The sequence below is a fragment of the Lysinibacillus telephonicus genome (assembly GCF_003966145.1).
GTDB classification, from domain to species: Bacteria; Bacillota; Bacilli; order Bacillales_A; family Planococcaceae; genus Ureibacillus; species Ureibacillus telephonicus.
Map to the genome: position 1 here is coordinate 52,383 of NZ_RXNR01000010.1, position 25,249 is coordinate 77,631.

Below are 25,249 nucleotides of genomic sequence, written 5' to 3' on the forward strand. Positions count from 1 at the left end.
ATTAATTAATAACATTATATACTTCTTGGCTTGACTCAACTATATAATCTGGTTTCGGTTTTCCAGCATTCTCCTTATGTCCAGCTATATGATCTGGATGCTTCTCCCAGCCTTTCCATGCTTCCTCTGACTCCCAACGTATCATTATAAGAACCTCTTCATCGCCTCGTCTTACTTTTTTCAATAATACTTGTTTATCAATAAAACCAGGTTGTTGCTCTAACAAAGATGGACTACTTTTCTTCGTTGCAAAACGTTCTACAATCTTATCTGAATTTCCTTCAGTTACAATTATTCGCTTAATTTGAACAAACATTTTTTTCCTCCTTGAGAAAAAGCTGTCCTATTTTTGGACAGCTTTTTATTTTAATAATTATTAACTTAATTTCTCAATTATTTCTTGAATTTTTAATAGCTCAGATTGTAAACCGCCTCCAGCTAAGTACCATAGAGCACCATCTAAGTAAATAATTTTACCATTCTGAGCAGCTGTTGTTTTGTTAATAATATCATTTTCGATTGCTTCTTTAATGTTTGATTCTCCACCTGTAGCAGCTACACGGTCAACTACGAATAAAACATCTGGGTTAATTTCTAATACTTGTTCATAGCTTAATTTAGCACCGTGAGTTGAATTTTCAAGTGATTCATCAGCAGGTGTAAACCCATATACACTGTGTACATGTCCGTAACGTGAACCATCTCCAGGGCCATATGCAGATAATGTTTCATTGTAAAGAGTTACTAAAGCTTTACCGCTATCAGCAGCGATTGCTTTTACTTCTTCTAAAGCTTTATCAATTTCAGCAAGTTTAGCATCAGCTTCTTCTTGTTTATCGAACAATTGACCTGCAATATTAACTGATGCTTTGAATGAATCATAGTAATTTGAAGAATCAGTTCCAACAAATACTGTTGGTGCAATTTCACTTAATTGCTCATAGAAGTCGCCTTGACGACCTGAAATGAAAATTGCATCTGGTTCCATTGCAGCAATGTCTTCAAGTAACGGTTCTTTTAAACCACCAGCATTTAAATATTTATCGTCAGCATATTTAGCTAAATGTTCTGGGAAATTCCCTTTAGCAACAGCCATTACATCAACACCTAAAGCGTCTAATGTATCTAAGAATCCATAATCGAATACAACAATTTTTTCTGGAGCTTTATCAAAAGTTACATCTTCATAGCCTTCAACTGTAGATTTAATTGTTAGTGGGAAAGCTGAAGCTTCTTCTGTTGCAGTTTCTGTCTCCGTTTCAGCTGCATTGTTTGTTTCCTCACTTACTTCTTCCTCTTTAGAACCACAAGCTGTTAAAACTAAAAGTAGCATAGCCATAACAACCGTTAATAACTTCCAATTCTTCATATTTTATTCTCTCCTATCTTTTATCGATACTGATAATCATTATCAACTAATTGAAATTATATCATTCTTATCGTATTCGTCAATGTCTTTTTTTATAATTTGTTAATTTTGTTAAATTTGTTAAGAAAGGGCTTGCACTATACTACATATTTGATCGACTTTTTGTAGCCATCCCGTTTTAGACACCTATTCGATTTTAAAGGATACACAAACTATTCCCTCGAATTAGGTACAAACTATTGTTTTCTAAAAACTTTATAACAGCATATTAAGCATAAAAAATGATTTAGAAAAACAGAAATGCTTCCCTAAATCATTTTACTTCTTAAGAATGAGAATTAAAATATACACAAATACGGCATCCATTTTGCTCTTGTACAGGGATATCCATATCATAAATTTGCTTTAATGCATCTGAATTAATAATTTCATCTGTTGGTCCTTCTTTAACAACTCGACCATCCTTTAATGCAACAATACGATCTGAATAAACAGAAGCAAAGTTAATATCATGAAGAACGATAACTACAGTTTTGCCAAGTTCATCTACAAGCTTGCGCAAAATTTTCATAATTTGAACTGAATGCTTCATATCCAAGTTATTTAGTGGTTCATCAAGCAATACATAATCAGTGTCCTGTGCAATTACCATTGCGATAAACGCACGCTGACGTTGACCGCCAGATAATTCATCTAAATAACTATGTTGAATATCAATTAAGTTCATATATTCAAGTGCTTGGTCAACATATTTTATATCCTCATTCGTTAAACGACCTTTTGAGTATGGGTATCGACCGAAAGAAACGAGCTCACGAATCGTCAATCGCACATTCATGAAATTAGATTGTTTTAATATAGATACGCGTTTAGCGAATTCATCAGATTTGATACGGCGAACATCATTAGTATCTAATAGCACTTCACCTGTATCAGCGTTAAGTAAACGACTAACCATTGAAAGTAGTGTTGATTTCCCCGCACCATTTGGACCAATAAAAGATGTTATTTTACCAGTTTCAATAGTTACGGAAACGTTATCAACTACTGCTTTCTTTCCAAAGAATTTACTTAATTCTTTAACTTGAATCATCCTGCAGCCCTACTTTCCCTTAATAGTAAGTAAATAAAGTATATTCCACCTATAAAGTTAATAATGACACTTAAAGTTGTAGATAGTTCAAAAATATGTTCTACAATAAACTGTCCTCCAACCAACGCAATAATACTAATTAAGCTTGCACCAGCTATCAATACAGAGTGTTTGTATGTCGGTAAATATTGATATGAGAGATTTGCCACAATCAAACCTAAAAATGTTATTGGACCAACAAGAGCTGTCGATGTTGCAATTAAAATTGCAGATAGTACAAGGACATTCATAACAAGTCTGTCATAATTCACACCAAGATTAATTGCGTTCTCTCGTCCTAAAGACATAACATCTAGCTGTCGCATGATTTTAAAGCCATAAATAAACGCCACTATTAGAATTGCAAATGCTACCCACACTAAATCGGCATTTACCTTTGAAAAACTTGCAAACAACTTACTCTGTAAATTCAAATATTCATTAGGATCTATCAATACTTGTAAAAATGTCGTTGCACTTCCCAGCAGTGTTCCAAGAACCATCCCTACTAACAATAAGAAATAAATTGGGAACTTATCTGCCCTAAATAGGAAGCGATATAAAATAAGAGCAAACAACACCATTAGAACAATAGAAATTGTAAAGTTTAAATACTTATTAATAACTAAAATTGAAGTCGACCCTAGAAAGAAATATATACACGTTTGTACAACTTGATACATTGAGTCAAGACCCATAACAGAAGGCGTTAAAATTCTGTTATGGGTAATTGTTTGGAAGACAACAGTTGAATAAGCAATAGCAATACCCGTGATTGACATTGCAAAAATTTTTATAAGCCTTCTTGGAAATGCGTAGCTAAAGCCGCCTTTTATGTCATAGAATGCATAAAGTAAAATACACACAATTGCAATAACAGCTAGTAATATTAATTTCACACTATTTCGCATATGCTCTCCCCCTAAACAACATGATTAAGAAGATAGCACTACCGATTACACCGACTGTTAAACTAATTGGTATCTCATACGGATAAATAATAATTCGTCCAACAATATCACATGCTAATAAAAATACAACACCTAATAGAGCAGTATGTGGCAGCGTCTTTGCTAAATTATCTCCCTTAAATATAGATACAAGGTTAGGAACGATTAACCCTAAAAATGGTATAATCCCTACCGTTAAAACTACTGTAGTAGAAATTAGGGCTACCAGCACTAATCCTAAGTTCAGAACAAACTTATAATGAACTCCAAGATTTTTTGCAAAATCTTCTCCCATCCCCGCTACAGTAAAACGATTCGCATATATGTACGCAATAATCAATACTGGAATACTTAAATATAGAAGTTCATATCGACCTTTAATGATTAATGAGAAATCTCCAATTAACCATGCATCGATATTTTGAAGTAAATCTGCCTCATACGCAAAAAATACAGTGATAGCAGATAATATGTTACCGTACATAATCCCGATTAATGGAATGAAAATTGCATCTTTAAATTTAATACGGTTTAAAATTTGCATAAATACAAGTGTCCCTATTAACGCAAAGGCGAAGCAAAATATTATTTGCTGTGTATAGCTCGCACTTGTAAATAAAAGCATACAAATTAGAATCCCGAGCTTAGCAGCGTCTAATGTACCTGCAGTTGTTGGCGATACAAATTTATTTCTACTTAAACTTTGCATTATTAAACCAGCAACACTCATTCCAATACCAGCTAATATAATAGAAGCTAGGCGAGGAATACGGCTAATATAGAAGATTTCTGCTTCATCAGAACCGAAATCTAGTAAATCCATTGGTGTAATGTCTGTAGCACCAAGAAATAACGATATACTCGATAATACAATTGCGGCTAGTACTAAAATCCAAAGTCTCATTATAATCCCCGATAATTTTATTTTATAGTGAAAATGATTATCATTATTCATTATATTTTATTATAGCATATAATTTTTTCTACTCCAATACTAATTGAGAACTTTTATCACCATTTCAGACTAAATAACAATCATTTAAATATTAAAAAAAGGGTTTGTAAAGTGCAGGAAATATATTAGAAGGAAGGATAAATGTCATAAGATAAACTAAAAAAAAATTGTATGGTATATATATTATTATAACATTATACGGTTTAAGCTATTAAAATCTTCATATAAGATGTTTTTCGAGAAAAAGCGTAAAGGCAAAATAACTGTCTTTCCTTTCGATATATTCTTAGCACCTTGATTTCGAAGAGATCATTAAATTTTAGTCTTTATTTCCAAGTAAAAAGAACTTAATTCAAATTTCTTGAATTAAGTTCTAAAAAGTTTAGTATTGAACTTCTACAGCTTGATCAATTACTTCTTGTGGTATTGTGATGGCTTCGACTTCATTGAAGTTGTTGAACGCTATTTTTGCATCCGTTGAAATCTTCATTGATTTCCCATCAATGTCAATTGTGATATCAAAAATTGTATCCATCGCATGAATATCGAATGTTTCTTTATCAATTTTAATTACATAATTAATATTATCGAACTTCATATTCTCAATGATTTTTTGTTCTTCTTCAGTCACACCCATCATTTCCGTTACTCGCATTTGTTCTAAAATAAATTCACTAAACTTTTCACTAGCTGCATTTAATTTCAATACATATTCTGTTTCAGTTTGTTCAAAAGTAAAATCTTCAATAAATGATTCAAACTGTTTTAACTGTTCGGACGCATTCACTTGATTTACAGTTTGTCCGGCGATTGCTTCAAATTGTTCAGATGGAAGCTTCATCCACTGCTTCGTTTCAGGGTTTTCCATGAAAAACCCTTCCTCAGACATGTACATTTCCATATCAACGTTCATATTTTCTCCCGTCGCAGGATCTGCCATTGTCATTGCTCCATCTATATGCATAGATAGCGGTTCGCTAACCATATCCATTGTCATATCAGCAGATGAGCCCATTTCATAAGCTTCAGTACCATCATTTAACTCCATTTTTTGGTTCATATTAATATCTGCACTAACACTTTCCAATGTGTTTTGTCGTTCTATTGCCTTTTCATAAACTTCTTGTAAAGTTAGCTCACTTTTGTTACTAACTTCTTTTCCCTCTTCTCCTGATGTTGGCTCAGCAGTACTATTACATGCCGATAAAGCTAGCACTAATAAACTTACCAAACATAGCATGACTACTTTTTTCATTATTATTCCATCCTTTCAAATTGTTGGTACCAATTTAGGTTAACATTTTTTTGCGAAAGGATAATGAGTAATTTGTATTTTTTTCTATTTATCCCCAAATAATACATACATACTAGAAAAAGTGGGTACTCATACACATATGAGATACCCACTTCTGCAACAAAAGGACCGATATTTTATATTAATTAATTCCACGCATTGCCTTTGAAATAATCGGAGTTAAAACTAGCAAAATAACTCCTAGAATAATTGACATAGCTCCAAGTGCACCAAAGTACGTAATTTCTGATACTGCTTCATAAACAAGTACAAGTTGTGCATTTATAGCTTGGGCAGCAGCACTAGTTAAGAACCATAGTGACATTGTTTGAGCTGCAAACGCAGCTGGAGCAAGTTTTGTAGTTGCTGACAATCCAACCGGAGATAATAATAACTCCCCTACTACAACTAGGAAGAATGATAGAACTAACCACCAAGGACTTACAAGTTCTGTTCCTCCTGACATTTTAGCTGGGATAATCATGACTAAGAATGATAGACCAGCAAAGAATAATGAAATGGCAAACTTCTTAGGTGTTGATGGTTGTTTATTGCCTAGACGCAACCATAACCACGCAAAGACTGGTGCAAAAATAATGATGAACAATGGATTTAGAGATTGGAACCAAGATGCTTGAAGTTCAAAGCCTCCAACCGATAAATCCGTTCGAGTATCAGCATACGTAGCTAAAATTGTTGCACCTTGTTCTTGGATCGCCCAGAACATTACCGCTGCAATAAATAAAGGGATATAAGCTAACAAACGAGATTTTTCATCTTTATTTGTTTTAGGACTGCGATACATAACAAAAAAGAATATTGTAGGAATTAATATACCAAGTGTTGTAATAATTAAACTAAACACTGCCATTGTTAAATTTCCAGTAGCATAAAGAATACCACCAATTACCAATATTGCGATAATTCCAATTGCGAAATTTCGAAGCGCTTTCTTTTTCTCAAGTTCGTTCATTGGATTTGGAATCTCTTGACCTGCTAATCCCAGATTTTTCTTTTGTGTTATATAGAACACAATTAAACCAATAAACATACCGATTGCTGCGATACCAAATCCTAAATGGAAGTTAACTGTTTCACCAATTGTTCCAACAATAAACGGAGCAATGAATGCACCCATGTTAATACCCATATAGAAAATGCTAAAGCCTGAATCACGACGGTTATCTTTTTCGTCATACATATCTCCGACGATTGTTGAAACATTCGACTTTAATAAGCCTGTCCCAATAATAATAAATAGCATTGATATTAACAGCCCTGTAAAGCCTAGTGGTAATGCTAATATTATGTGACCAATCATGATTAATATTCCACCGTAAAATACGGTCTTACGCGTTCCCCATACTCTGTCCGCAAACCATCCGCCAATAACACCAGACATATATACTAATGAACCATACATCGCCATAATAGAGTTGGCAGTTCCGCGATCTAATCCTAAACCGCCTTCATGTAGCTCATAATACATATAGAAAATAAGAATGGCGCGCATTCCATAGTAAGAAAATCGTTCCCAGAACTCAGTAAAGAATAATGTAAATAATCCTTTTGGATGTCCAAAGAAGCCCTTTTGAGGAACGGATTTGACTATTTCTTCTTTGCTGTACATCAAAATACCCTCTTCCGTTTTATTAAATGTTAGTTTTTTCTGACAATTTAGTTCGAAGTAATCAATTGTCTGACAACTGTTTTTTTACAATAAAGCATTTTGAAAGTTTTTTCAATATATTATAAAAAAGTTCGAAATTTCTTTATCTTCTATAAATTCTTTCTATTTTTCTTCATTTAGCATCAATAATGGCTTAGCTCTATTATTTCAAAATAATATTAGCTCTTTTTCCTCAATAAAAAAATAGGTAACGACCTTTTTATCGTTACCTATTTTTACTATTTTATTACGTATTGTTCATATTTTTTCATTACCGACTCTTTTAATTCAACCTTAATTATTGTTCCACGTTCACCATATTCCATTTCTTTTATTAGAGCATTAGCACTCAAGTATGCAGCGATATCACCTTTATCATAGGGGATTAACATTTCACAAGTTAAGTAATTCGAAAATATATGCTGGCGAATCTTTTGAATTAACTCATCCAGCCCCATCCCTTCTCTGGCGGAAATCCAAATATTATCGCCACTAACCAAAGGATAGTTAACATCTGCAACATCCGACTTATTATATACATAAACTGTTGGAATATCTTCTACACCAACATCTTTCAATGTTTTATTTGTAACATCCATCATAAAACGATACTCTTCGTTTGAAACATCGACAACATGTAATAACAAATCAGCTTCCCTAGCCTCTTCTAATGTAGAACGAAAGGCCTTTACTAAGTGATGAGGCAATTTGCTAACAAATCCGACTGTATCCGTTAAAAGAAAAGACTTTTTATCTGGCAGCTCTATATTTCGTACTGAGGTATCAAGAGTTGCAAAAAGCATATCTTTTTCAAATACTTGCTTATTTTCCTCCTGTCCTAATTTTCGAAGTAATTGATTCATGATAGATGATTTCCCTGCATTTGTATATCCAACAAGTGAAACAACAGGAATTTCATTTTTACGACGTTTTTTTCTTTGTGTTTCACGCTGTTCCTGCACATTTATCAAATCTTTTCGAAGTTTAGCAATTTGGTCCTCAATTTTTCGTCTGTCTAGCTCCAACTTCGTTTCACCAGCACCACGGTTTCTAAAGCCCCCTCCAGTACCACCGCCTTGTCTTGAAAGAGAGGCATGGAGTCCTACTAACCTTGGCAGCATATATTGGAGCTGAGCTAATTCTACTTGCATTTTTGCTTCTCGTGTTTTTGCACGGCGATCAAAAATATCAAGTATTAACATCGTACGGTCAATAACTTTACATTCTAAATCATGCTCAAGATTACGAATTTGAGAAGGAGAAAGCTCATCATTAAAAATAATTAGATTTGCATCTGTTTCATCAATGAAACGTTTTATTTCCTCGATTTTCCCTGTTCCAACATAGTGTGAGGGGTTGATGCGTTCTAAATTTTGTGTCACCTCACCTACTATTTCTACCTCAAGTGCTTGAGATAAATTCGCTAACTCTTCCATTGAGTACTGGAAATTCTGGTCATTTTGCAAATTAACACCGACCAGTATTCCTCTTTCGATTATTACTTCAACTTCCTTCATATTTCTCATTCATGTTCCCCCTATAGAGGTTTTTTCCCAATCGTATCTTATATTATATCCCTTTTTATATAAATAAAGACCCACACGAGGATTCGTGTAGGTCTTAAATATATACGGATTATTTCTTTTCAGATTTTAGCAGCTCTAATGTTTCATCAAATTCTGTTTCAATTTCTTTATTTGGTTTATAAGTCACTAAACTTACAATTACAGCCAAAATAAGGTTGATTAAGAAACCAGGAACGATTTCATATAGCATACCTGATAACGCTTCATTTTGTCCCCAAATAAATGCAACAACTGCACCGACAACCATACCAGTTAATGCACCAACATTAGTTAGCTTTCTCCAATATAATGCCAGTAAAATCGTTGGACCAAATGCGGCACCAAATCCAGCCCAAGCAAATCCAACTAGGTCCAAAATAGAACTATCTGGATTCCACCCTAAGATTGCAGCTACAATTGACACAACAAGAACTGCTAAACGTCCAGCTGTTACATAATGTTTATCTGAAGCATCTTTTTTAAACAATGCTTTATACATATCTTCAATTAATGCAGAAGATGTTACAATTAATTGTGAAGAAATTGTACTCATTACTGCTGCTAAAATGGCAGCTAACATAATCCCAGCAATAAACGGATGGAATAAGATTTGTCCCATTACGATAAATATAGTTTCTGGGTCATCTATTTCCATTCCATTTTGTTGGAAGTATGCTAAACCTACTAATGCAGTACCAATAGCTCCGAATAAACTTAAGATCATCCAACCGATACCAATACGACGTGCTTGTTTTGTTTCAGCAACAGATTTAATTGCCATAAATCGAACAATAATATGAGGCTGACCAAAATAACCTAGACCCCAAGCCACTGATGAGATAACCCCCGCAACTGTTGCCGTTGATGCAAATAAACTAAATTGTTCTGGATTTACCGCTTTAATTGAGCTAATTGTGTCACCTAAACCGCCAGTAAAGAACACACCAATTACTGGTACTAAAATTAACGCCAAGAACATAATTAAACCTTGGATAAAGTCTGTATAACTAACGGCCAGGAATCCACCAAATAACGTGTACCCTACAGTAACAACCGCTACAATTAACAGACCAGTATGATAATCAAAGCCAAATGAACTTTCGAAAAATTTACCGCCTGATACCATACCTGAAGATACATAGAACGTAAAGAACACTAAAATAACGATTCCTGAAACTATACGGATTAACTTCGTATTATCACGAAGACGGTTATCCAAAAAGCTCGGAATCGTAATAGAATCCTTCGAAACTTGTGTGTATACACGTAAACGCGGTGCAACAAAAAGCCAGTTTAACCAAGCACCTATAGTTAAACCAATTGCAATCCAAGCTTCGACCATACCCGCAGCATAAATTGCACCAGGCAAGCCCATTAGCAGCCATCCCGACATATCTGCAGCACCAGCACTTAATGCTGTAACAGCAGGTCCTAAGTCACGTCCACCTAACATATAATCATTTAAGTTGCTTGTTCTTTTATATGCGTACCAACCAATGATAACCATCGCGAGCATATAAAGAACAATAGCTAACAATTGAAACCCATGATCTGACATTGTCTCTCCCCCTGATGTAAATTAATTTTTTTTGTTAAAAATAGTGTTAAAAACAGTAGAATAATATCATATTCCAGTACACTATGCCATACAGATAATTTACCATACAATAATGATTTTGTGTTCAAGAATTTTTTAAAAATTCAATTTTAGTATACTTTTTTATACTAAAAATATTACCTCTATCTGTTATTGCTACTATTAACACTTTCTAGGGCTCCTATGTTAAACTATTTCCATCAAAATTAGAAGAAGGCTGATTAATATGGACTTTGAGCAAATGAAAACAGAATTTATAAAACGTATTGATAACAAAGAACTTATAAATGCTACAATTAGTCAACCACGTCAAAAATCAAATGAAATTAAACGTGTTAAAATTAAACCTATTGAATTGAAAGGGAAATATCATATTCAAATTGAGTACCAATTTGAACGAGTTTTAAAACACGAAAATGTTTTATTAGAAAAGTTTTCTGAAGCATTTGAATTGTTATTACAACAGTTTCGTCAAATTCATGCTCAATTTATAGATGAGAACATCCAAATACAATTATCTAAAAAAAATAAAGTACTTTGGAAAGAAGAAAAATCAAAATCATATAAGCAAGTCGACCTATCTCATAATCGCAAAAAGCAATATTTATTAGACGAGTCTACCCCCTACCCCTTCCTTATCCGCCTAGGTGTACAAACGGAAGATGGAAAAATCAAAAAACAAAAATATGATAAGTTCCGTCAAATCAATCGTTTTATTGAATTTATCGACGATTCATTAGCACATTTACCAAAAAATCGCCAAATCCGAATATTAGATTTTGGATCAGGCAAATCATATTTAACCTTTGCACTTTATCATTATTTAAAAGTGGAAAAGGGTCTAGATATACGAGTTACTGGACTTGACTTAAAAAAAGAAGTAATAGATGAATGTAATCGCATTGCACAGGATTTACATTATGAGCAGCTTGAGTTTTTAGTTGGAGATATAAATGATTATAATGATGAAACCTCTGTGGATATGGTAGTAACTTTACATGCTTGTGATGTTGCAACAGATATGGCGCTTGCCCGTGCAGTAAAATGGGGTGCTAAAGTTATACTAAGCGTTCCATGCTGTCAACATGAATTAAATCGACAACTGCAATCACCTGCTCTTGAAATAATGACTCAGCACGGCTTAATAAAAGAGCGATTTGCTTCGCTAGCTACAGATTCTATTCGCGCTGAAATTCTGTCGCTTGTTGGATATGATGCACAATTGTTAGAGTTTATTGACGTTGAGCATACTCCAAAAAATATTTTAATACGAGCATACTTCACAGGTAAAAAGCCAACAAGCGAGCAGCGTACACGCTATAATTCATTCATAGAATTTTTATCTGCGAAGCCATTTTTGCAAAATGAACTTCGTGAATATCTCTAAACAAAAACCGTAATAAATAAATTTTATTAGGCAAATATATAAGTATAGGAGCAATATACCTTTTATATATTTGTCTTTTTTATATTCAGATATTATTTTTTGAACATTATGTATATTACAGCAATGTAAATTTTGTATATTTCAATAGATATTTTATGTAGATTTTTTAATTATTTTGTTATGATATTCTATGTTTCAGTTTTAAATTTTAGTTAAAATTACACGTATACCAGGGGGCAATTCCATGTTTAGTTCAAAAAAATCAGATCCATTTTTCCTATCTTTACATAAGATAGCTGAAAATATGAGAGAAGGTATTCATTATGCTAGAGATTTCCGAATAGAATCAATAGCAGACTTAAAAGAACTTAGCGTAAAAATGAAAAAATATGAAACTGATGGAGATAAATTAATTCATGAACTAATCGTCATGCTTAATAAATCTTTTATGACACCAATTGAACGTGAGGATATTTTAGCGTTAGCAAACAAAATGGACGATGTACTAGACGGTGCAGAACATTGTATCGCACACTTTGAAATGTTCTCTTTTATAGACATAGATGAGTCAATGGAAAAGTTTTTAGACTTCATTTCGAAAAGTGCAGATGAAATAGTCGCAGCAACAGACCTGTTAAATAAAAAACATCTACTGGAAATGCGTAAACACATCATTCTAATTAAAGATTATGAACGCGAATGCGATGAAATTTCCCGTTCTTCTATTAAACAGTTATTCTTAAAAGAAAAAGATCCAATTCGTTTAATTAAAATGAGAGACATTTATGATCAACTAGAGGAAATTGCCGACTCATGCCAAGATGTAGCAAATACATTAGAAACAATTATTATGCGCAACGCATAAGATCAGGAGATTTTTAAATGGACACTATTTTATTTATCACAATATTAGTCGTAATCTTTGCTTTAGCTTTCGACTTTATTAACGGTTTCCATGATACTGCCAACGCTATCGCTACTTCCGTATCTACACGTGCATTACCTCCGCGAGTTGCTGTATTAATGGCTGCTATAATGAACTTCCTTGGAGCAATCACATTTGTAGGAGTGGCGAAAGCAATTGCAAAGGATATCGTTGACCCATTTGCTTTAAATGCTGGTCCAGATGATACTACTGGTACTATCGTTATTCTAGCAGCTTTAATTTCCGCAATTACTTGGAACTTGCTTACATGGTACTTCGGTATTCCGTCAAGTTCATCTCATACATTAATTGGTTCAATTGCAGGTGCTGCAATTGCCGCTGCTGGCTTTGGTATTTTAAATTATGGTGGATTTTCCAGTATTTTAATAGGTTTAATTGCATCGCCATTTATTGCTTTGGCAATAGGATTTTTATACATGTCCATATTTAAAGGCTTATTTAAAAATTTAAACCTTTATCGAACAAATAAGGGCTTTCGAACACTACAAGTTTTCACTGCAGCATTGCAATCCTTTACACATGGTACTAACGATGCTCAAAAAGCAATGGGAATTATAACAATGGCGTTAATCGCTGCGGGATTACAAACAGGCGATGAAGTTCAAGAATGGGTTCGAATTGCCTGTGCAATTGCGATGGGACTTGGTACATCAGTCGGTGGTTACAAAATTATTAAAACTGTGGGCGGTAAAATTATGAAAATCCGTCCAGTAAACGGAGCAGCAGCAGATTTAGCGTCCGCTTCCGTAATTTTTGGGGCTACATTAATCCATTTACCGGTTTCAACAACTCATGTTATTTCCTCAGCTATTATGGGTGTAGGTTCAGCACAGCGTGTTAAAGGAGTAAAATGGGGCGTTGCTCGTAAAATTGTACTGACATGGATTATTACAATGCCTATTTCAGCTCTAATGGCCGCTATTATTTACTCTATACTAAACTTATTCTTCTAGATTTTGCATGGTAAATAGGGATCTTAAGATTTAATTAAATGGGTCTAACCAGAAATATCCCTTTCTGGTCAGACCCCTTTTTAAATTTCAACTTTTATATGAAGTTAAAAATTGTGATGAAATCTGCGCAAATGTAACCGTATCTTCTACCTGTTTTGGTTCATATGTTGCAAAAAATACTTTAATGGCTATTACAACTAATAAACTGACTAAAAGTATAATTCCTATTAATGTAATTGCAGCCTTTTTCCCATTCATTTTAACTCTTCCCCTTTATTTTTTGGGCTTAAAGCCTTCTTCAAATAAATATTCTACCGCTGCTTCACGAGTACCAAAGGATTCTTCTAAATTATTTCGGAAATAAATATTCCAATTTCGCTTTTCATGAACTAGCTCTAATAATACACCTTCTCTAGAAGTCCAATTTTCTACAATCGGTGTTTCCATATCTTCAGACATATAGTCTATCGCATCTCGAATAATTTCTCTTAACGCTTGCTCATCGTATTCACGAATATTCACTAGCCCTTTTTCATTTGCTTCCTTCTCATATTTCAATAAATCTCCTACATACACAAACCCATTGCCGTTTGGATGTAATTTTTCAATAACAATTGTTTTTTCATGTAAACTATTCTCGAAATGATAGTTTAATCGGTTTAACGAAATCTCTTTTTTAGTTAGCTCTGGAAACGATTCAATAATATCTTGCTTTTGTTCAAATGATAGCATGGATGAACTCCTTTTCAATTCAATATACAAATACACTTTACACTAAAAAGAAACACAGTACACCCTTTTTTGGTATACTGCGTTATGCACTTATCAAACTGACTTTGTTGCAGCTTCTTTGATTTTTTTTCTTTCTTCATAAATGTTTTTAACAATAGCTTTTAACACAGCATAGGTTGGGATCGCAATAATAATCGCAATAAATCCTCCAATATTGCCTGCTGCAAGCACAATCGTAATAACCGTTAATGGATGCACATCTAATGATTTACCCATAATATTTGGTGTAATTAAGTTGCTTTCTAATTGCTGTGCAACGAGTGTAACTACACAAACCCAAATAACCAAAATAGGGTCTTGTATAAGCGCGACAACAATTGCTGGCGCAAGAGCAATCCACGGCCCTATAAAAGGAATCATATTCATAAAAAAGGCGAATATCGCAAGTAATAATGAATACTCAAGACCAATCAATAAGTACCCTATAAAAGTCATTAATGCAAGGATAAGACTGATTAGTACTTGTCCTTGTACATAGTTTCTTAATACATGATCAATATCAGCTAATGTTTCTTTTACCCATGTTCGTCTTTCGCCTGAAAAAATTTTATATATATTTGGTGCAAATTTTTCATGATCCTTTAACATGTATATAAAGAAAAATGGTACTAAAATTAATGTAAAAGTCGCAGAAACAGTACCACTCACAATGGTCACAACATACTTACTTCCTGCCATTGCAATATCCTGAATCGAACTTGATATCGAATCAATAAACTTTTCTACTTGCGGTGGAAGATTATCCTTATTTTCTAAAACGATGTCTGCTACATCCATAATCTTATCCTCAATATATGGTGCATTTTTTACTAAATTATTAACTTGTTCTGTAATAGGATTACCAATCATTAAAAGCAGCCCTGTTACGATGCCTGCCAATAACAGCAAAATCGTTGAAATACTTGCCCACCTAGGAGCTCCTTTTTTCTCCATAAATCGCTGTAACGGTTCTGATATATAATAAAGAACGCCGCCTAATAACATTGGAATAAATATCGTTTTAATAATGATAAAAATTGGATTCAAAATCCATCGAACTTCAATAACATATTTAATAATTAAAAGGGCAATTAATACACCCATTCCTACCTGGAACCATACTTTTTTTGTCATATAATATATTCACTCCTTTCCACATTGTACCATATATGCAACTTTCCTATTCACCCATTATATAACTATTTACGTTTTATATTAATTTTCATTTCGAGATAAGTCGATTCTGGTCACATTTTTTAGAGACGAAAGCGAAGCTGCTCGAGCCGTTGCATTCGAAGCACTCTACTGCAGTTATCGTGTATTTTCTAAACTAAAAAATGCCCATTTCCAATAAATGGGCAAATTCTTTTTAAATAATTATGACACTGCTACTTTTAGATTACTCTCTAATATTTTATAAACTTGTATCATCAATAGAATTTAAGTAGTTTTCAATTGCTTCGATAACAGATTGTATACATCCATTGTCAAACGGAGAGATTAAGCCTGCTTCTTTCACTAGCTTTGTAAATGGCAAAGAACCACCTAATTTGCAAAGATGAATATAGTCTTTCCATGCCGACTCAAAGTCTTCTCTAGACCGTTTCCAAAATTGCAATGCACAAACCTGTGCAAGTGTGTAATCTATATAATAGAATGGATTCGCATAAATATGTGCTTGACGCTGCCAAAAACCACCAGCTTCTAAATATTCATAGCCATCATAATCACGATGAGGCAAATATTTTTCTTCAATTTCCTTCCAGGCTTTTTTACGCTGTGCTGGTGACATAGCTGGATTTTGGTAAACAATATGTTGGAATTCATCAACTGCAACACCATATGGTAAAAATAATAATGCTCCACTTAGATGGGCAAATTTATATTTTTCCGTTTCTTCCTTAAAAAATAGCTCCATCCACGGCCATGTGAAAAACTCCATACTCATTGAATGAATTTCTGCTGATTCATAAGTAGGCCATAAATATTCCGGAATCCCAATATGTCGACTGGAGTACACCTGAAAAGCATGCCCTGCTTCATGTGTCAGCACATCAATATCTCCTGAAGTTCCATTAAAATTCGAGAAAATGAAAGGTGATTCATAGTTTTCAATAAATGTGCAGTATCCTCCACTTTCTTTCCCTTTCTTCGCCTCTAAGTCCATCAATTCATGATCAATCATATAGTTGAAGAACTCACCTGTTTCAGTGGATAGCTCCTCGTACATTTTTTTGCCGTTTTCAACAATCCACGATGGCTCACCTTGAGGCTTTGCGTTTCCGGATAAGAAATTTAAGCCTTCATCATAAAACTTAAAGTCGCTTATACCAATTCTTTTCGCTTGCCGCTCATATAGTTTTGTTGCGATTGGAACGATCAATTTGTGAACTTGATCACGGTAATTTGCTACCATTTCTGCATCGTAATCAATACGGTTCATGTTTATATAACCGAGTTCTACGTAATCTTTGTAACCTAATGTTACCGCAATTTTATGGCGCAATTGAACAAGCTGATCAAAGATTTCATCGAATTTTTCAGTATTTTCGCTAAAGAAATTAAAACGAGCCTCCATCGCTTGCTTACGAACTTCCCTATCAGTTGATTCTGTATATGGTGTAAGTTGAGCAAGAGTTAGTGTCTTCCCGTCAAATTCAATTTGTGCCGATGCAACTAATTTGCTATATTCGGAAACAAGTTTGTTTTCTTTTTGCATTAGTTCAATTACTTTTGGTGAAAAGCCTTTTATCTGATTTTCAGCTAATGCAAAAAGCTGTGTCCCCCATTTCTCCTCTAATTGCTTTCTAAATGGAGATTTAACGAGCCCTTTGTAATAATTAAAAACTATTTCTTCTACTTGCGGCGTAATGTCGTCTAAATAATCACGTTCAACTTGGTAGAATTCATCGTTCGTATCAATAGAAGCGCGGATATAAACTAAATTTGCCTGGGTGGAGAAATCATTGCGTAATGCATTAATTTGTTCAATTACTTTACTTTGAGAATCAACAGCATCAGCTTGTTTAAATTGCTCTAATAATACTCCTGCCTTCTTCTTCATCTCCTCCAAATTTGGACGTCTGTACTCATAATCTTTAAAAACAACCATCCATGACACCTCTTTCATTTTTCGAATCCGAAACTTTAATAATTATTATTCATGATATTATTTTAAAGCGCAATTATTCTGCTAATCAGCATATAGTTTAATATAAAGAGCTCAAGCAGTTTCCCTTAGACTGCTTGAGCTCTTACTCAGCGTACAGTAAATTGCTGTATGGATTCTTGTAGGGCAGATAATTCCAGCGATAAGTCTTTAGAGGACTCTGTTACAAGTTGAATCGCTTTTTGCTGTTCTTCCACTGATGCAGTAACCTCCTCAGCTGTCGCAGCATTCTTTTCACTAATTACAGCGATGTTTTCAATTGCACGAGTCATAATATTTTTAGATTCATTTAATTGATTTACACTTGACGATACATCTTCAATTGTAAGTATAATATTTTTAACTGCAGCTTCAATGTAAGTAAATGAGTTTTCTGTTTCAGTTACTGATTTATTTTGATCTTGTACAATGGAGTACGTTTTAGACATTTCCTTTGTTACTACATCTGTCTCACTAACAATACCGCGCAGCGTATTGCGTACCAACTCGGTTGCTTCACTTGTTTGGTCAGCTAATTTCCGTACTTCTTCAGCAACAACGGCAAAACCTTTTCCATTTTCCCCAGCACGAGCAGCCTCTATGGAAGCATTTAATGCGAGTAAGTTTGTTTGATTTGAAATTTCAGTTATTGTACCTACAATTCCTTCAATTTCTTTTACTTTTAAAATTAAACTATCAATTACATTTTGCACCTTTGTAATTAACTCATATGATTCATGAGAACGTTCTTTTAAGATAATTAAATTTTTCAATCCTTGTTCATTCGAGCTTCTCATAATTTTCGATGATTCTAACATGGATTCATTTTTCTCATGGAGCATCTCTATTTGTTTTGCGAATTCAATTGAAGTTCGGTTTGTTTCCTCCGTGTCCGAAGCTTGTTGTGTTGCTCCATCTGCTACTTCAGTTACTGCTTTTACAATATCCTCTCCATGAACAATTGTTTCTTCTGCCACAGAGGAAAGATTAGCTGATGTCGTTTGAATTTCAACAATTGTAGACTCTACACCTGAAATTAAATTTTTTAGCTGCTGTACCATATTGTTAAAGCCATTGTTTAATGCTCCAATTTCATCTTTTCGATTTAACTCCTGCAGCTCAACTGTTAAATTTCCTTTCGCCACTTCTCTTACTCTCTTTGATAGCTTCATTAATGGACGTGCTAAATGGCGTGAGAACAGAATCGTAGCAAGCCCGCCTATAATAATTGATACACCGATTGTTATTAATATAACTGTTAATAGTTGATTGGCTGCTGCATTAAAGTCTTGATTATATGTACCTGAAGCGATGATCCAGTTCCAATTTGGATCTAATTTTGAATATATTAATTTTGGCGCAACAGTGTCTTGTCCTGGAAGCTCAAATTCATAATAGGTAAAACCCCCACCCTCAATTGCACGGTCCTTTACTTCGCGAATGAAAAACTGACCTGAGCTGTCTTGGTCATTCCAAAGATTATCTCCTTCTCTCGTTGGATGTCCAAGCAATGTGCCATCATGTCCTAAAATATAAATATAGCCATTCTCTCCTAAATCACCTGGGTAGGCAATTTTGCGAGTCCCATCCGCCCTCATTTCTCCTATAAGAGTCGTTTTCACTTGTTCTTGCGCTTCTTCTAGTGTAAGAGTACCATTTTCAACTTTCTGATTTACTGACTCTATCAGCTGCAACGAAGACTCCACACTATTTTTAATAATCGTTTCCCCTAATTCATCCATACTATTTTTCGCCTGAAAATAACTAATGATTCCAATGGTTAAGCTAGGTACTAAAAATAGTAAAAACGAAAAAACTAGTAATTTCCCCTTAATTGATTGCTTCATTTCTCCACCCCTAAAAGACCAATTTATTTATATTATTTTCTACTAATATTATACATATTCCTCATTTTTAACAATGCTGTATTAGTAGATTTTTATACTAAATTTCTGTTTGAAAACGTTTTTCTCAAAAAGTAACTTTTTAATAATTAATCTATGAAGGACAACTAGGTGAAAATTGTAGCATTTAACGACTTCTCCAAGGGTATTTTAAATATAAAAACACCCAGTAGTCCAACAACTACTGGGTGTTATTTACAATTTCAATATAAGATTTACTCTCCCAAATCCGCGTTATGATATACACGTTGAACGTCATCTAAATCTTCTAATGCATCAATCATTTTTTCGAACTTCGCTTTATCGTCACCAGATAATGCTACTTCTGTTTGTGGCAGCATTGTCAGTTCAGCAACTGTAAATTCCTCAATTCCTGCTGCTTTAAATGCTTCCTGAGCAGTATGGAATTGATCCGGCTCAGCATAAACAATCGTTACATCTTCTTCCTCAAATACATCTCTTGCATCAACATCTGCTTCTAATAAGATTTCTAAAATCTCATCAGCAGATTTCCCTTCAATACCAAACACTGCTGTTGAATCAAACATGTATGTTACAGAACCACTTACACCCATGTTGCCGCCGTTTTTACCGAAAGCAGCACGAACGTCAGAGGCTGTACGATTTACGTTATTAGTAAGTGCATCAACGATGACCATCGTGCCACCTACACCAAAGCCTTCATAGCGCAGCTCATCATAGTCTTCGCCGCCAGCACCTTTTGCTTTATCTATAGCTTTATCAATAATATGTTTTGGAACATTGTATGTTTTAGCACGTTCTAAAACTGCTTTTAATGCTGCATTTGACTCTGGATCTGGTTCACCTTTTTTGGCAGCTACATAAATTTCAGTACCAAACTTAGCATAAATGCGACTAGTATTTTTATCTTTCTCTGCCTTTTTATCTTTAATGTTATTCCATTTACGACCCATTGGATTCACTCTCTTTCAATTTTTTAATATATTAATTGAGGCATCGTATTAACTTAGTTAAATAAAGTAAATGAGACTGTAATATTATACACCAATATGAACAGAAAGAAAAAGGTCGGATATTCCTTATCCTATTTTTGGAATTACCTAAAAATGGATTGTATTTAAACGTAACGCTACATTGCTTCTATAATTTTCTTCAGCAAAGCTTCGCATCCTTCTGAAACTAAATCATAGGTTTCTTGGAAATCCCCAGTATAATATGGATCTGGAATATCTTTTTTGTGGGATGTTAAATCTAATAGGCGAAAAATTTTTGGATGTTCAGGCTGACCAAGCATTTCTCGAATATTATTTACATTGCTGCTATCCATCCCCACGATGTAATCAAAGGCTTCAAAATCATCATTCTTTAGTTGGCGGCTCTTCATGCCACTTGTTGAAATACCGTATTCCTTTAACTTTAACTGTGTTTTTCTATGTGGAGGTTCTCCAACATGCCAGGAGCTTGTCCCTGCTGAATCAACTTTGATTGCATCAGCAAGCCCTCTTTTCTCGATTAAGTCCCGCATAACTGCTTCTGCCATCGGAGAACGACAAATATTCCCTAAGCAAACAAAAAGCACACGAATCATATATTAATCCTCCAGAATTAAAGCACTCTCCATAATCGGAAAGTGCTTTACATTATTTTGTAATTTTTAATTTCAACTCTTCTGTTAAACGTGATAGCTCTTGTTCTAGATAATCAGTAGACTCATCACGTGCTTCTTTACCACCAGCAACCGTAAAAGGTTTGCCATAAATTAAATAGCCCTTTTGACGCTTAAATACCTCTCCTAAATTTCGAGGCCCAACATATGCTGCTGGAACTATTTGTGCTTTTGAAAGCTGTGCAATTGTGATGGCACCTTGTTTTAACTCTACATTTTCCGTTGAACGAGTACCACTAGGAAAAATACCAACCACTTTCCCCTCTTTAATCAATTGACGTGGTATTTTTATTACACTCGGACCTGGATTATCACGGTCAACAGGGAAAGCATTTAACCTTTTAATCAATGGACCCAACACTGTTATATCAAATAATTGCTTCTTAGCCATAAAATGAATTTGCCGCGGCATTAACGATACACCTAAATTAAAAATATCGACATAGCCATTATGTGTACAAGCAATAATATAGCCGCCTTCTTTAGGCAAATTTTGTTTTCCATAAACCTTTGCTTTTGCACCGTTCAACCATAAAAGAATACCGATCAGTCTTGCTCCAAAATTATATAACACTGCTACATTCCTACCTTTTATTTTACTATTAATACGTCATTTTTCATCTTTTTTAGTCGATATGTTTATTCTATTTCAAAATGCTTAGCCCATCAATTTAATTAGAAAGCTTGCCAACTAAAATTTCAAGATCAATGGTAATGTCATTCAGAGAAACTTCCTTTTGCAAATGCCATCCTAATGGAGTCATTTCAAGAAGCTTTGGAACTAGATGCGGCTCCAGCTCCATTGTGTACGTTATCCGCTCTTGCTCAACATTTGCAAAATGCTCTTTAAATCTTTCAACCGTTTGCTCATTTGAATAATTTTCCTTTTCAGAGCTTGCAAAGGCTTCTTTTCTTAATTCTTTTAAGTAGCCGGATTGGGGCACAACCTTAATTACTTTCCCATTCGGCTTTAATAATCGGCTAAATTCATCATAATTAGCTGGAGATAATATGTTTAGTATAATATCAAATGATTGTTCTTGATAAGGGCTGTTTGCTAAATCTCCTACACACCATATTTTATCTTCATAATATTTTGCTGCAGCTTGTATTCCTTCTTTTGATATATCAATACCCACAGCAAGTATTTGACGATTTAATAAGCTGCATATTTTTTCTAAATGTGAGCCCTCTCCGCAGCCAGTATCTAGTATTGCATCAGCTTGTTTCCCAATAAGGTTTGCGATTGCTTTTTGTATTGGTTCATATAATCCACTTGTTATAATTTCCTGACGCGATTGAAATAAACTTTTACTATACATTGAAGGTGAAGGCTTAATCATAAAATTCACATAGCCTTGTTTCGCAATATCAAACGAATGTTTTTTGGCACAAACAATGTGGCCATCATCTCCGACATTCATGCTGCTTTTACAGATTGGACAGGAGAAAAGTGATTGTTGCTCTTTCATATATAAAATGCTTGCAGTTCTTTTTGAAACTTTCCCCACGAAGAATACTCCTTTTTATTTTCTGTTAGTATCATATCATTCATTAACAAATAATGAAAAACTAAACAAATTCTTTAGATGGTTGTTTTTTAATTAAAATGACAAATAGACTTGCTATTAAACAAAATCCGCCAGCTAATAAAAAAGCCCACATGTAAGAATTAAAAACTTTATAAATAATACCCCCTGAAAACGCAGCTACCCCTGCTCCAACCTGGTGGGCTGCAGTTATCCAACCATACATCATAGCACTTTTTTCAATACCAAATTTTTGTCTTGTCAATCCAATTGTTGGCGGTACTGTAGCAATCCAATCTAGACCGTAAAATATTGAGAAGATGACAAGCCGAGTATAGGAGCCTTGCGCCAATGCAAATGGCAAAAATAATAGAGATACACCTCTTAAGGAATAATACCAAAATAACAGCCAACGATTATCAAAACGATCTGATAACCAACCCGAAATCGTTGTCCCAATTAAGTCAAATACGCCCATAAAAGATAACATAGATGCTGCGGTTACTAACGGTATTCCAAAGCTTATACAATATGAAATAAAATGTGTTCCTATTAGACCGCTCGTCGATAATCCACAAATAAAAAAACTTCCTGCAAGCAGCCAAAACTCCTTCACCTTTAGTCCTTCAAATAAAGAGGCAATTGCCATTTTAAAAGGGTTTTGTTGCTTAACTATCTTTGGTTCTTCTACAGCAATCTCTTCTTGGCCATATGGCATAATGCCGATATCTTTTGGCCAACTTTTCATAAACATTGCAATAAGTATAAGCATGGCAATACTCAAAACAAAAATTAATGCAATTGCCGTACGCCAAGAATAATTTTCGACAAAGCTTGCTAGTACAGGAAGTAGAATTAATTGTCCAGTTGCTGTTGCCGCTGTTAAAATACCAACAGCCAACCCTCTTCTTTTAACAAACCACCGATTTGCAACTTGTGTACTTAATACAGTTAAAAACAAACCAGAACCAACACCAAGCATGACACCCCAAATTAAAATCAGCTGCCATTCACTTTTCATAATAAAGGTAAACCCAAGTCCAATTGATAAGATGGACATTGAATAAAGCATCATTCTTTTCAAACCAAATACATCAACAAATGCCGCCATAAACGGCCCCGAAAACCCATATAAAAATAAACATAAAGCGAAAGAGAAAGAAATCGTTGGGCGATCCCAACCAAACTCTGTTTCAAAAGGATCAATAAAAATTCCCGAGGAAGAACGAATAATCCCTGCAACGATAATAGTAATAAAAGTAATTGATAAAATTACCCAGCTAAAATGTATTTTTCTCATTTATCCACCTTAAAATTTGTTTTTCTCTATTGTACATGAACTATATTTATTAATTCATTGAAATTTCAGAAGAAAGGCACATAGCTTAAAGATTCCCTGCATCAGTTTAAACACTTGCATCCATGACCCGTTTTTTGTAAGCACAATTAATTATCAATAGGAGGGTAGCACTCGACTTAAAAAGTTGGGTGTTGGAGCTAAACAATTTTCAACAAATTTATCCTTATTAATAATAAAAAACCGAGTCTATAAGGCCCGGTATAATTAGGAAGAAAGATTTTAAGTTTTTATAGTAAACAAAAATTATGCCTTTAGATGTAAATCCAACAGTCTCAATCTCCTGCACGAAATTAAACTAGTTATACTTTATTTAATTAGCAGTTATATTGTTAATAGAAGGCTGCTTTTTATTTTCTTTAAAACTCACGTATTTTTCTAATGCATTATAAATTTTATTAATTTCTTCCGTTGTTATTTTTTTATCCAAATCATTTTTCCAATAATTTTTTAATTCTTTTACTTTAACAACATCAACATTTTGTGAATGGATTTCGATCTTATTAAAGGAACAGTTGTCGTTAAAAACAATTAAGGACTGGAAATGACCCCTTGCTAAGTTTGGAAGTACTTCCTTTAAATCCAAAATTGCAAGTTTAGTATCAATAATTGGATTATTAAACTTAATTAATTTATCTTTATGTAAAGCTTGTGCCCATAAGGAATCTTGTTCCCTTCCAAAAATCCAGCCTCCAAGATTCTTTATATCTGTTACGAATATACCGGCTTCGTGGAGTATTACCATATCAACATTTCTGTTATTAGGGAGAACTAAGTTAAATAAAATCTTATAATTGTCACTTTCTTTTGGCAAAGCCCGGACAATTTTATATAAGGATTTTATTTTTTTATCCGTCCACAGATCAATAAACGTATACCCTGTCGTTTTGCTAAACGGGCTATTCTCATACATATATAATGCAAACAAAAATAAGATTCCAATAATAATTGCAATAAATAAAATTGAAATTGCCATCTGTCTCACCCTCATTCATTTTCCATTATTTTTAATTGTAGCAAAACTATTCAATATTAGACATATTATTTTGGTCTCTACCTATTTTAAGAAGGTATT

Annotated in this window: 23 protein-coding genes; 3 read left to right on the forward strand and 20 right to left on the reverse strand. The window is 34.0% G+C overall.

Annotated elements, in window-relative coordinates; genetic code table 11:
- Position 1: 1 nt before the first annotated feature.
- The 9 genes from EKG35_RS05100 to putP form a co-directional block, all read right to left on the reverse strand.
- On the reverse strand, positions 2 to 316 hold the full coding sequence (locus EKG35_RS05100) for an antibiotic biosynthesis monooxygenase family protein (RefSeq protein ID WP_126293363.1): 315 nt from the start codon (positions 314 to 316) through the stop codon (positions 2 to 4).
- Positions 317 to 376: 60 nt separating this feature from the next.
- Positions 377 to 1,369 carry a siderophore ABC transporter substrate-binding protein gene (locus EKG35_RS05105; RefSeq protein ID WP_126293364.1) on the reverse strand — a complete coding sequence of 331 codons (993 nt, stop codon included), beginning with the start codon at positions 1,367 to 1,369 and terminating at the stop codon, positions 377 to 379.
- Positions 1,370 to 1,694: 325 nt separating this feature from the next.
- On the reverse strand, positions 1,695 to 2,462 hold the full coding sequence (locus EKG35_RS05110) for an iron ABC transporter ATP-binding protein (protein ID WP_126293367.1): 768 nt from the start codon (positions 2,460 to 2,462) through the stop codon (positions 1,695 to 1,697).
- Positions 2,459 to 3,412 carry an iron chelate uptake ABC transporter family permease subunit gene (locus EKG35_RS05115; RefSeq protein ID WP_126293369.1) on the reverse strand — a complete coding sequence of 318 codons (954 nt, stop codon included), beginning with the start codon at positions 3,410 to 3,412 and terminating at the stop codon, positions 2,459 to 2,461. The genes EKG35_RS05110 and EKG35_RS05115 overlap by 4 nt, the downstream gene beginning before the upstream one ends.
- Positions 3,402 to 4,355, reverse strand: a complete 954-nt coding sequence (locus tag EKG35_RS05120; protein ID WP_126293371.1) for an ABC transporter permease — start codon at positions 4,353 to 4,355, stop codon at positions 3,402 to 3,404. The genes EKG35_RS05115 and EKG35_RS05120 overlap by 11 nt, the downstream gene beginning before the upstream one ends.
- Before the next feature lie 433 nt (positions 4,356 to 4,788).
- Positions 4,789 to 5,661, reverse strand: coding sequence for a DUF6612 family protein (locus EKG35_RS05125; RefSeq protein WP_126293373.1), 873 nt, complete (start codon positions 5,659 to 5,661; stop codon positions 4,789 to 4,791).
- A 181-nt stretch (positions 5,662 to 5,842) separates the two neighbouring features.
- Positions 5,843 to 7,330: a peptide MFS transporter gene (locus EKG35_RS05130; RefSeq protein WP_126293375.1), complete on the reverse strand. Its 1,488-nt coding sequence runs from the start codon at positions 7,328 to 7,330 to the stop codon at positions 5,843 to 5,845.
- A gap of 278 nt (positions 7,331 to 7,608) precedes the next feature.
- Positions 7,609 to 8,895: a GTPase HflX gene (gene hflX / locus EKG35_RS05135; protein ID WP_185807647.1), complete on the reverse strand. Its 1,287-nt coding sequence runs from the start codon at positions 8,893 to 8,895 to the stop codon at positions 7,609 to 7,611.
- 109 nt (positions 8,896 to 9,004) lie between these two features.
- The gene (gene putP / locus EKG35_RS05140) at positions 9,005 to 10,492 is read right to left on the reverse strand and encodes a sodium/proline symporter PutP (protein ID WP_126293376.1); all 1,488 of its coding nucleotides are present in this window, start codon (positions 10,490 to 10,492) and stop codon (positions 9,005 to 9,007) included.
- 265 nt (positions 10,493 to 10,757) lie between these two features.
- Here putP and EKG35_RS05145 point away from each other — a divergent pair, with 265 nt between their 5' ends.
- The 3 genes from EKG35_RS05145 to EKG35_RS05155 all read left to right on the forward strand — a co-directional run bounded on the left by EKG35_RS05145 (position 10,758) and on the right by EKG35_RS05155 (position 13,817).
- Entirely contained in the window at positions 10,758 to 11,918 is a 1,161-nt protein-coding gene (locus EKG35_RS05145; protein WP_126293379.1) for a class I SAM-dependent methyltransferase, read from the forward strand.
- A 244-nt stretch (positions 11,919 to 12,162) separates the two neighbouring features.
- Entirely contained in the window at positions 12,163 to 12,783 is a 621-nt protein-coding gene (locus EKG35_RS05150) for a DUF47 domain-containing protein (protein WP_126293380.1), read from the forward strand.
- 17 nt (positions 12,784 to 12,800) lie between these two features.
- Positions 12,801 to 13,817 (forward strand): inorganic phosphate transporter, encoded by a 1,017-nt coding sequence (locus EKG35_RS05155; RefSeq protein WP_126293382.1) that lies wholly within the window; start codon positions 12,801 to 12,803, stop codon positions 13,815 to 13,817.
- Positions 13,818 to 13,904: 87 nt separating this feature from the next.
- On the opposite strand, the gene EKG35_RS20820 is transcribed toward EKG35_RS05155, so the two are convergent.
- The 11 genes from EKG35_RS20820 to EKG35_RS05205 form a co-directional block, all read right to left on the reverse strand.
- Positions 13,905 to 14,075 (reverse strand): hypothetical protein, encoded by a 171-nt coding sequence (locus EKG35_RS20820; protein WP_185807648.1) that lies wholly within the window; start codon positions 14,073 to 14,075, stop codon positions 13,905 to 13,907.
- A gap of 15 nt (positions 14,076 to 14,090) precedes the next feature.
- Positions 14,091 to 14,549 (reverse strand): hypothetical protein, encoded by a 459-nt coding sequence (locus tag EKG35_RS05160; RefSeq protein WP_126293383.1) that lies wholly within the window; start codon positions 14,547 to 14,549, stop codon positions 14,091 to 14,093.
- A gap of 93 nt (positions 14,550 to 14,642) precedes the next feature.
- Complete coding sequence (locus EKG35_RS05165) at positions 14,643 to 15,722, reverse strand: AI-2E family transporter (protein ID WP_126293385.1); 1,080 nt, start codon at positions 15,720 to 15,722, stop codon at positions 14,643 to 14,645.
- A gap of 280 nt (positions 15,723 to 16,002) precedes the next feature.
- Positions 16,003 to 17,700, reverse strand: coding sequence for a M3 family oligoendopeptidase (locus tag EKG35_RS05170; RefSeq protein WP_126293386.1), 1,698 nt, complete (start codon positions 17,698 to 17,700; stop codon positions 16,003 to 16,005).
- A 146-nt stretch (positions 17,701 to 17,846) separates the two neighbouring features.
- Entirely contained in the window at positions 17,847 to 19,583 is a 1,737-nt protein-coding gene (locus EKG35_RS05175) for a methyl-accepting chemotaxis protein (RefSeq protein ID WP_126293387.1), read from the reverse strand.
- Positions 19,584 to 19,855: 272 nt separating this feature from the next.
- Positions 19,856 to 20,575: a YebC/PmpR family DNA-binding transcriptional regulator gene (locus EKG35_RS05180; RefSeq protein WP_126293388.1), complete on the reverse strand. Its 720-nt coding sequence runs from the start codon at positions 20,573 to 20,575 to the stop codon at positions 19,856 to 19,858.
- Positions 20,576 to 20,751: 176 nt separating this feature from the next.
- Entirely contained in the window at positions 20,752 to 21,210 is a 459-nt protein-coding gene (locus EKG35_RS05185; protein WP_126293389.1) for a low molecular weight protein-tyrosine-phosphatase, read from the reverse strand.
- Between the two features lie 52 nt (positions 21,211 to 21,262).
- On the reverse strand, positions 21,263 to 21,862 hold the full coding sequence (locus tag EKG35_RS05190; protein ID WP_246020190.1) for a lysophospholipid acyltransferase family protein: 600 nt from the start codon (positions 21,860 to 21,862) through the stop codon (positions 21,263 to 21,265).
- Positions 21,863 to 21,959: 97 nt separating this feature from the next.
- Positions 21,960 to 22,799: a methyltransferase domain-containing protein gene (locus EKG35_RS05195; RefSeq protein WP_246020192.1), complete on the reverse strand. Its 840-nt coding sequence runs from the start codon at positions 22,797 to 22,799 to the stop codon at positions 21,960 to 21,962.
- A 61-nt stretch (positions 22,800 to 22,860) separates the two neighbouring features.
- On the reverse strand, positions 22,861 to 24,117 hold the full coding sequence (locus EKG35_RS05200) for an MFS transporter (RefSeq protein ID WP_126293390.1): 1,257 nt from the start codon (positions 24,115 to 24,117) through the stop codon (positions 22,861 to 22,863).
- Positions 24,118 to 24,487: 370 nt separating this feature from the next.
- Positions 24,488 to 25,150: a nuclease-related domain-containing protein gene (locus tag EKG35_RS05205; RefSeq protein WP_185807649.1), complete on the reverse strand. Its 663-nt coding sequence runs from the start codon at positions 25,148 to 25,150 to the stop codon at positions 24,488 to 24,490.
- Positions 25,151 to 25,249: the final 99 nt, after the last annotated feature.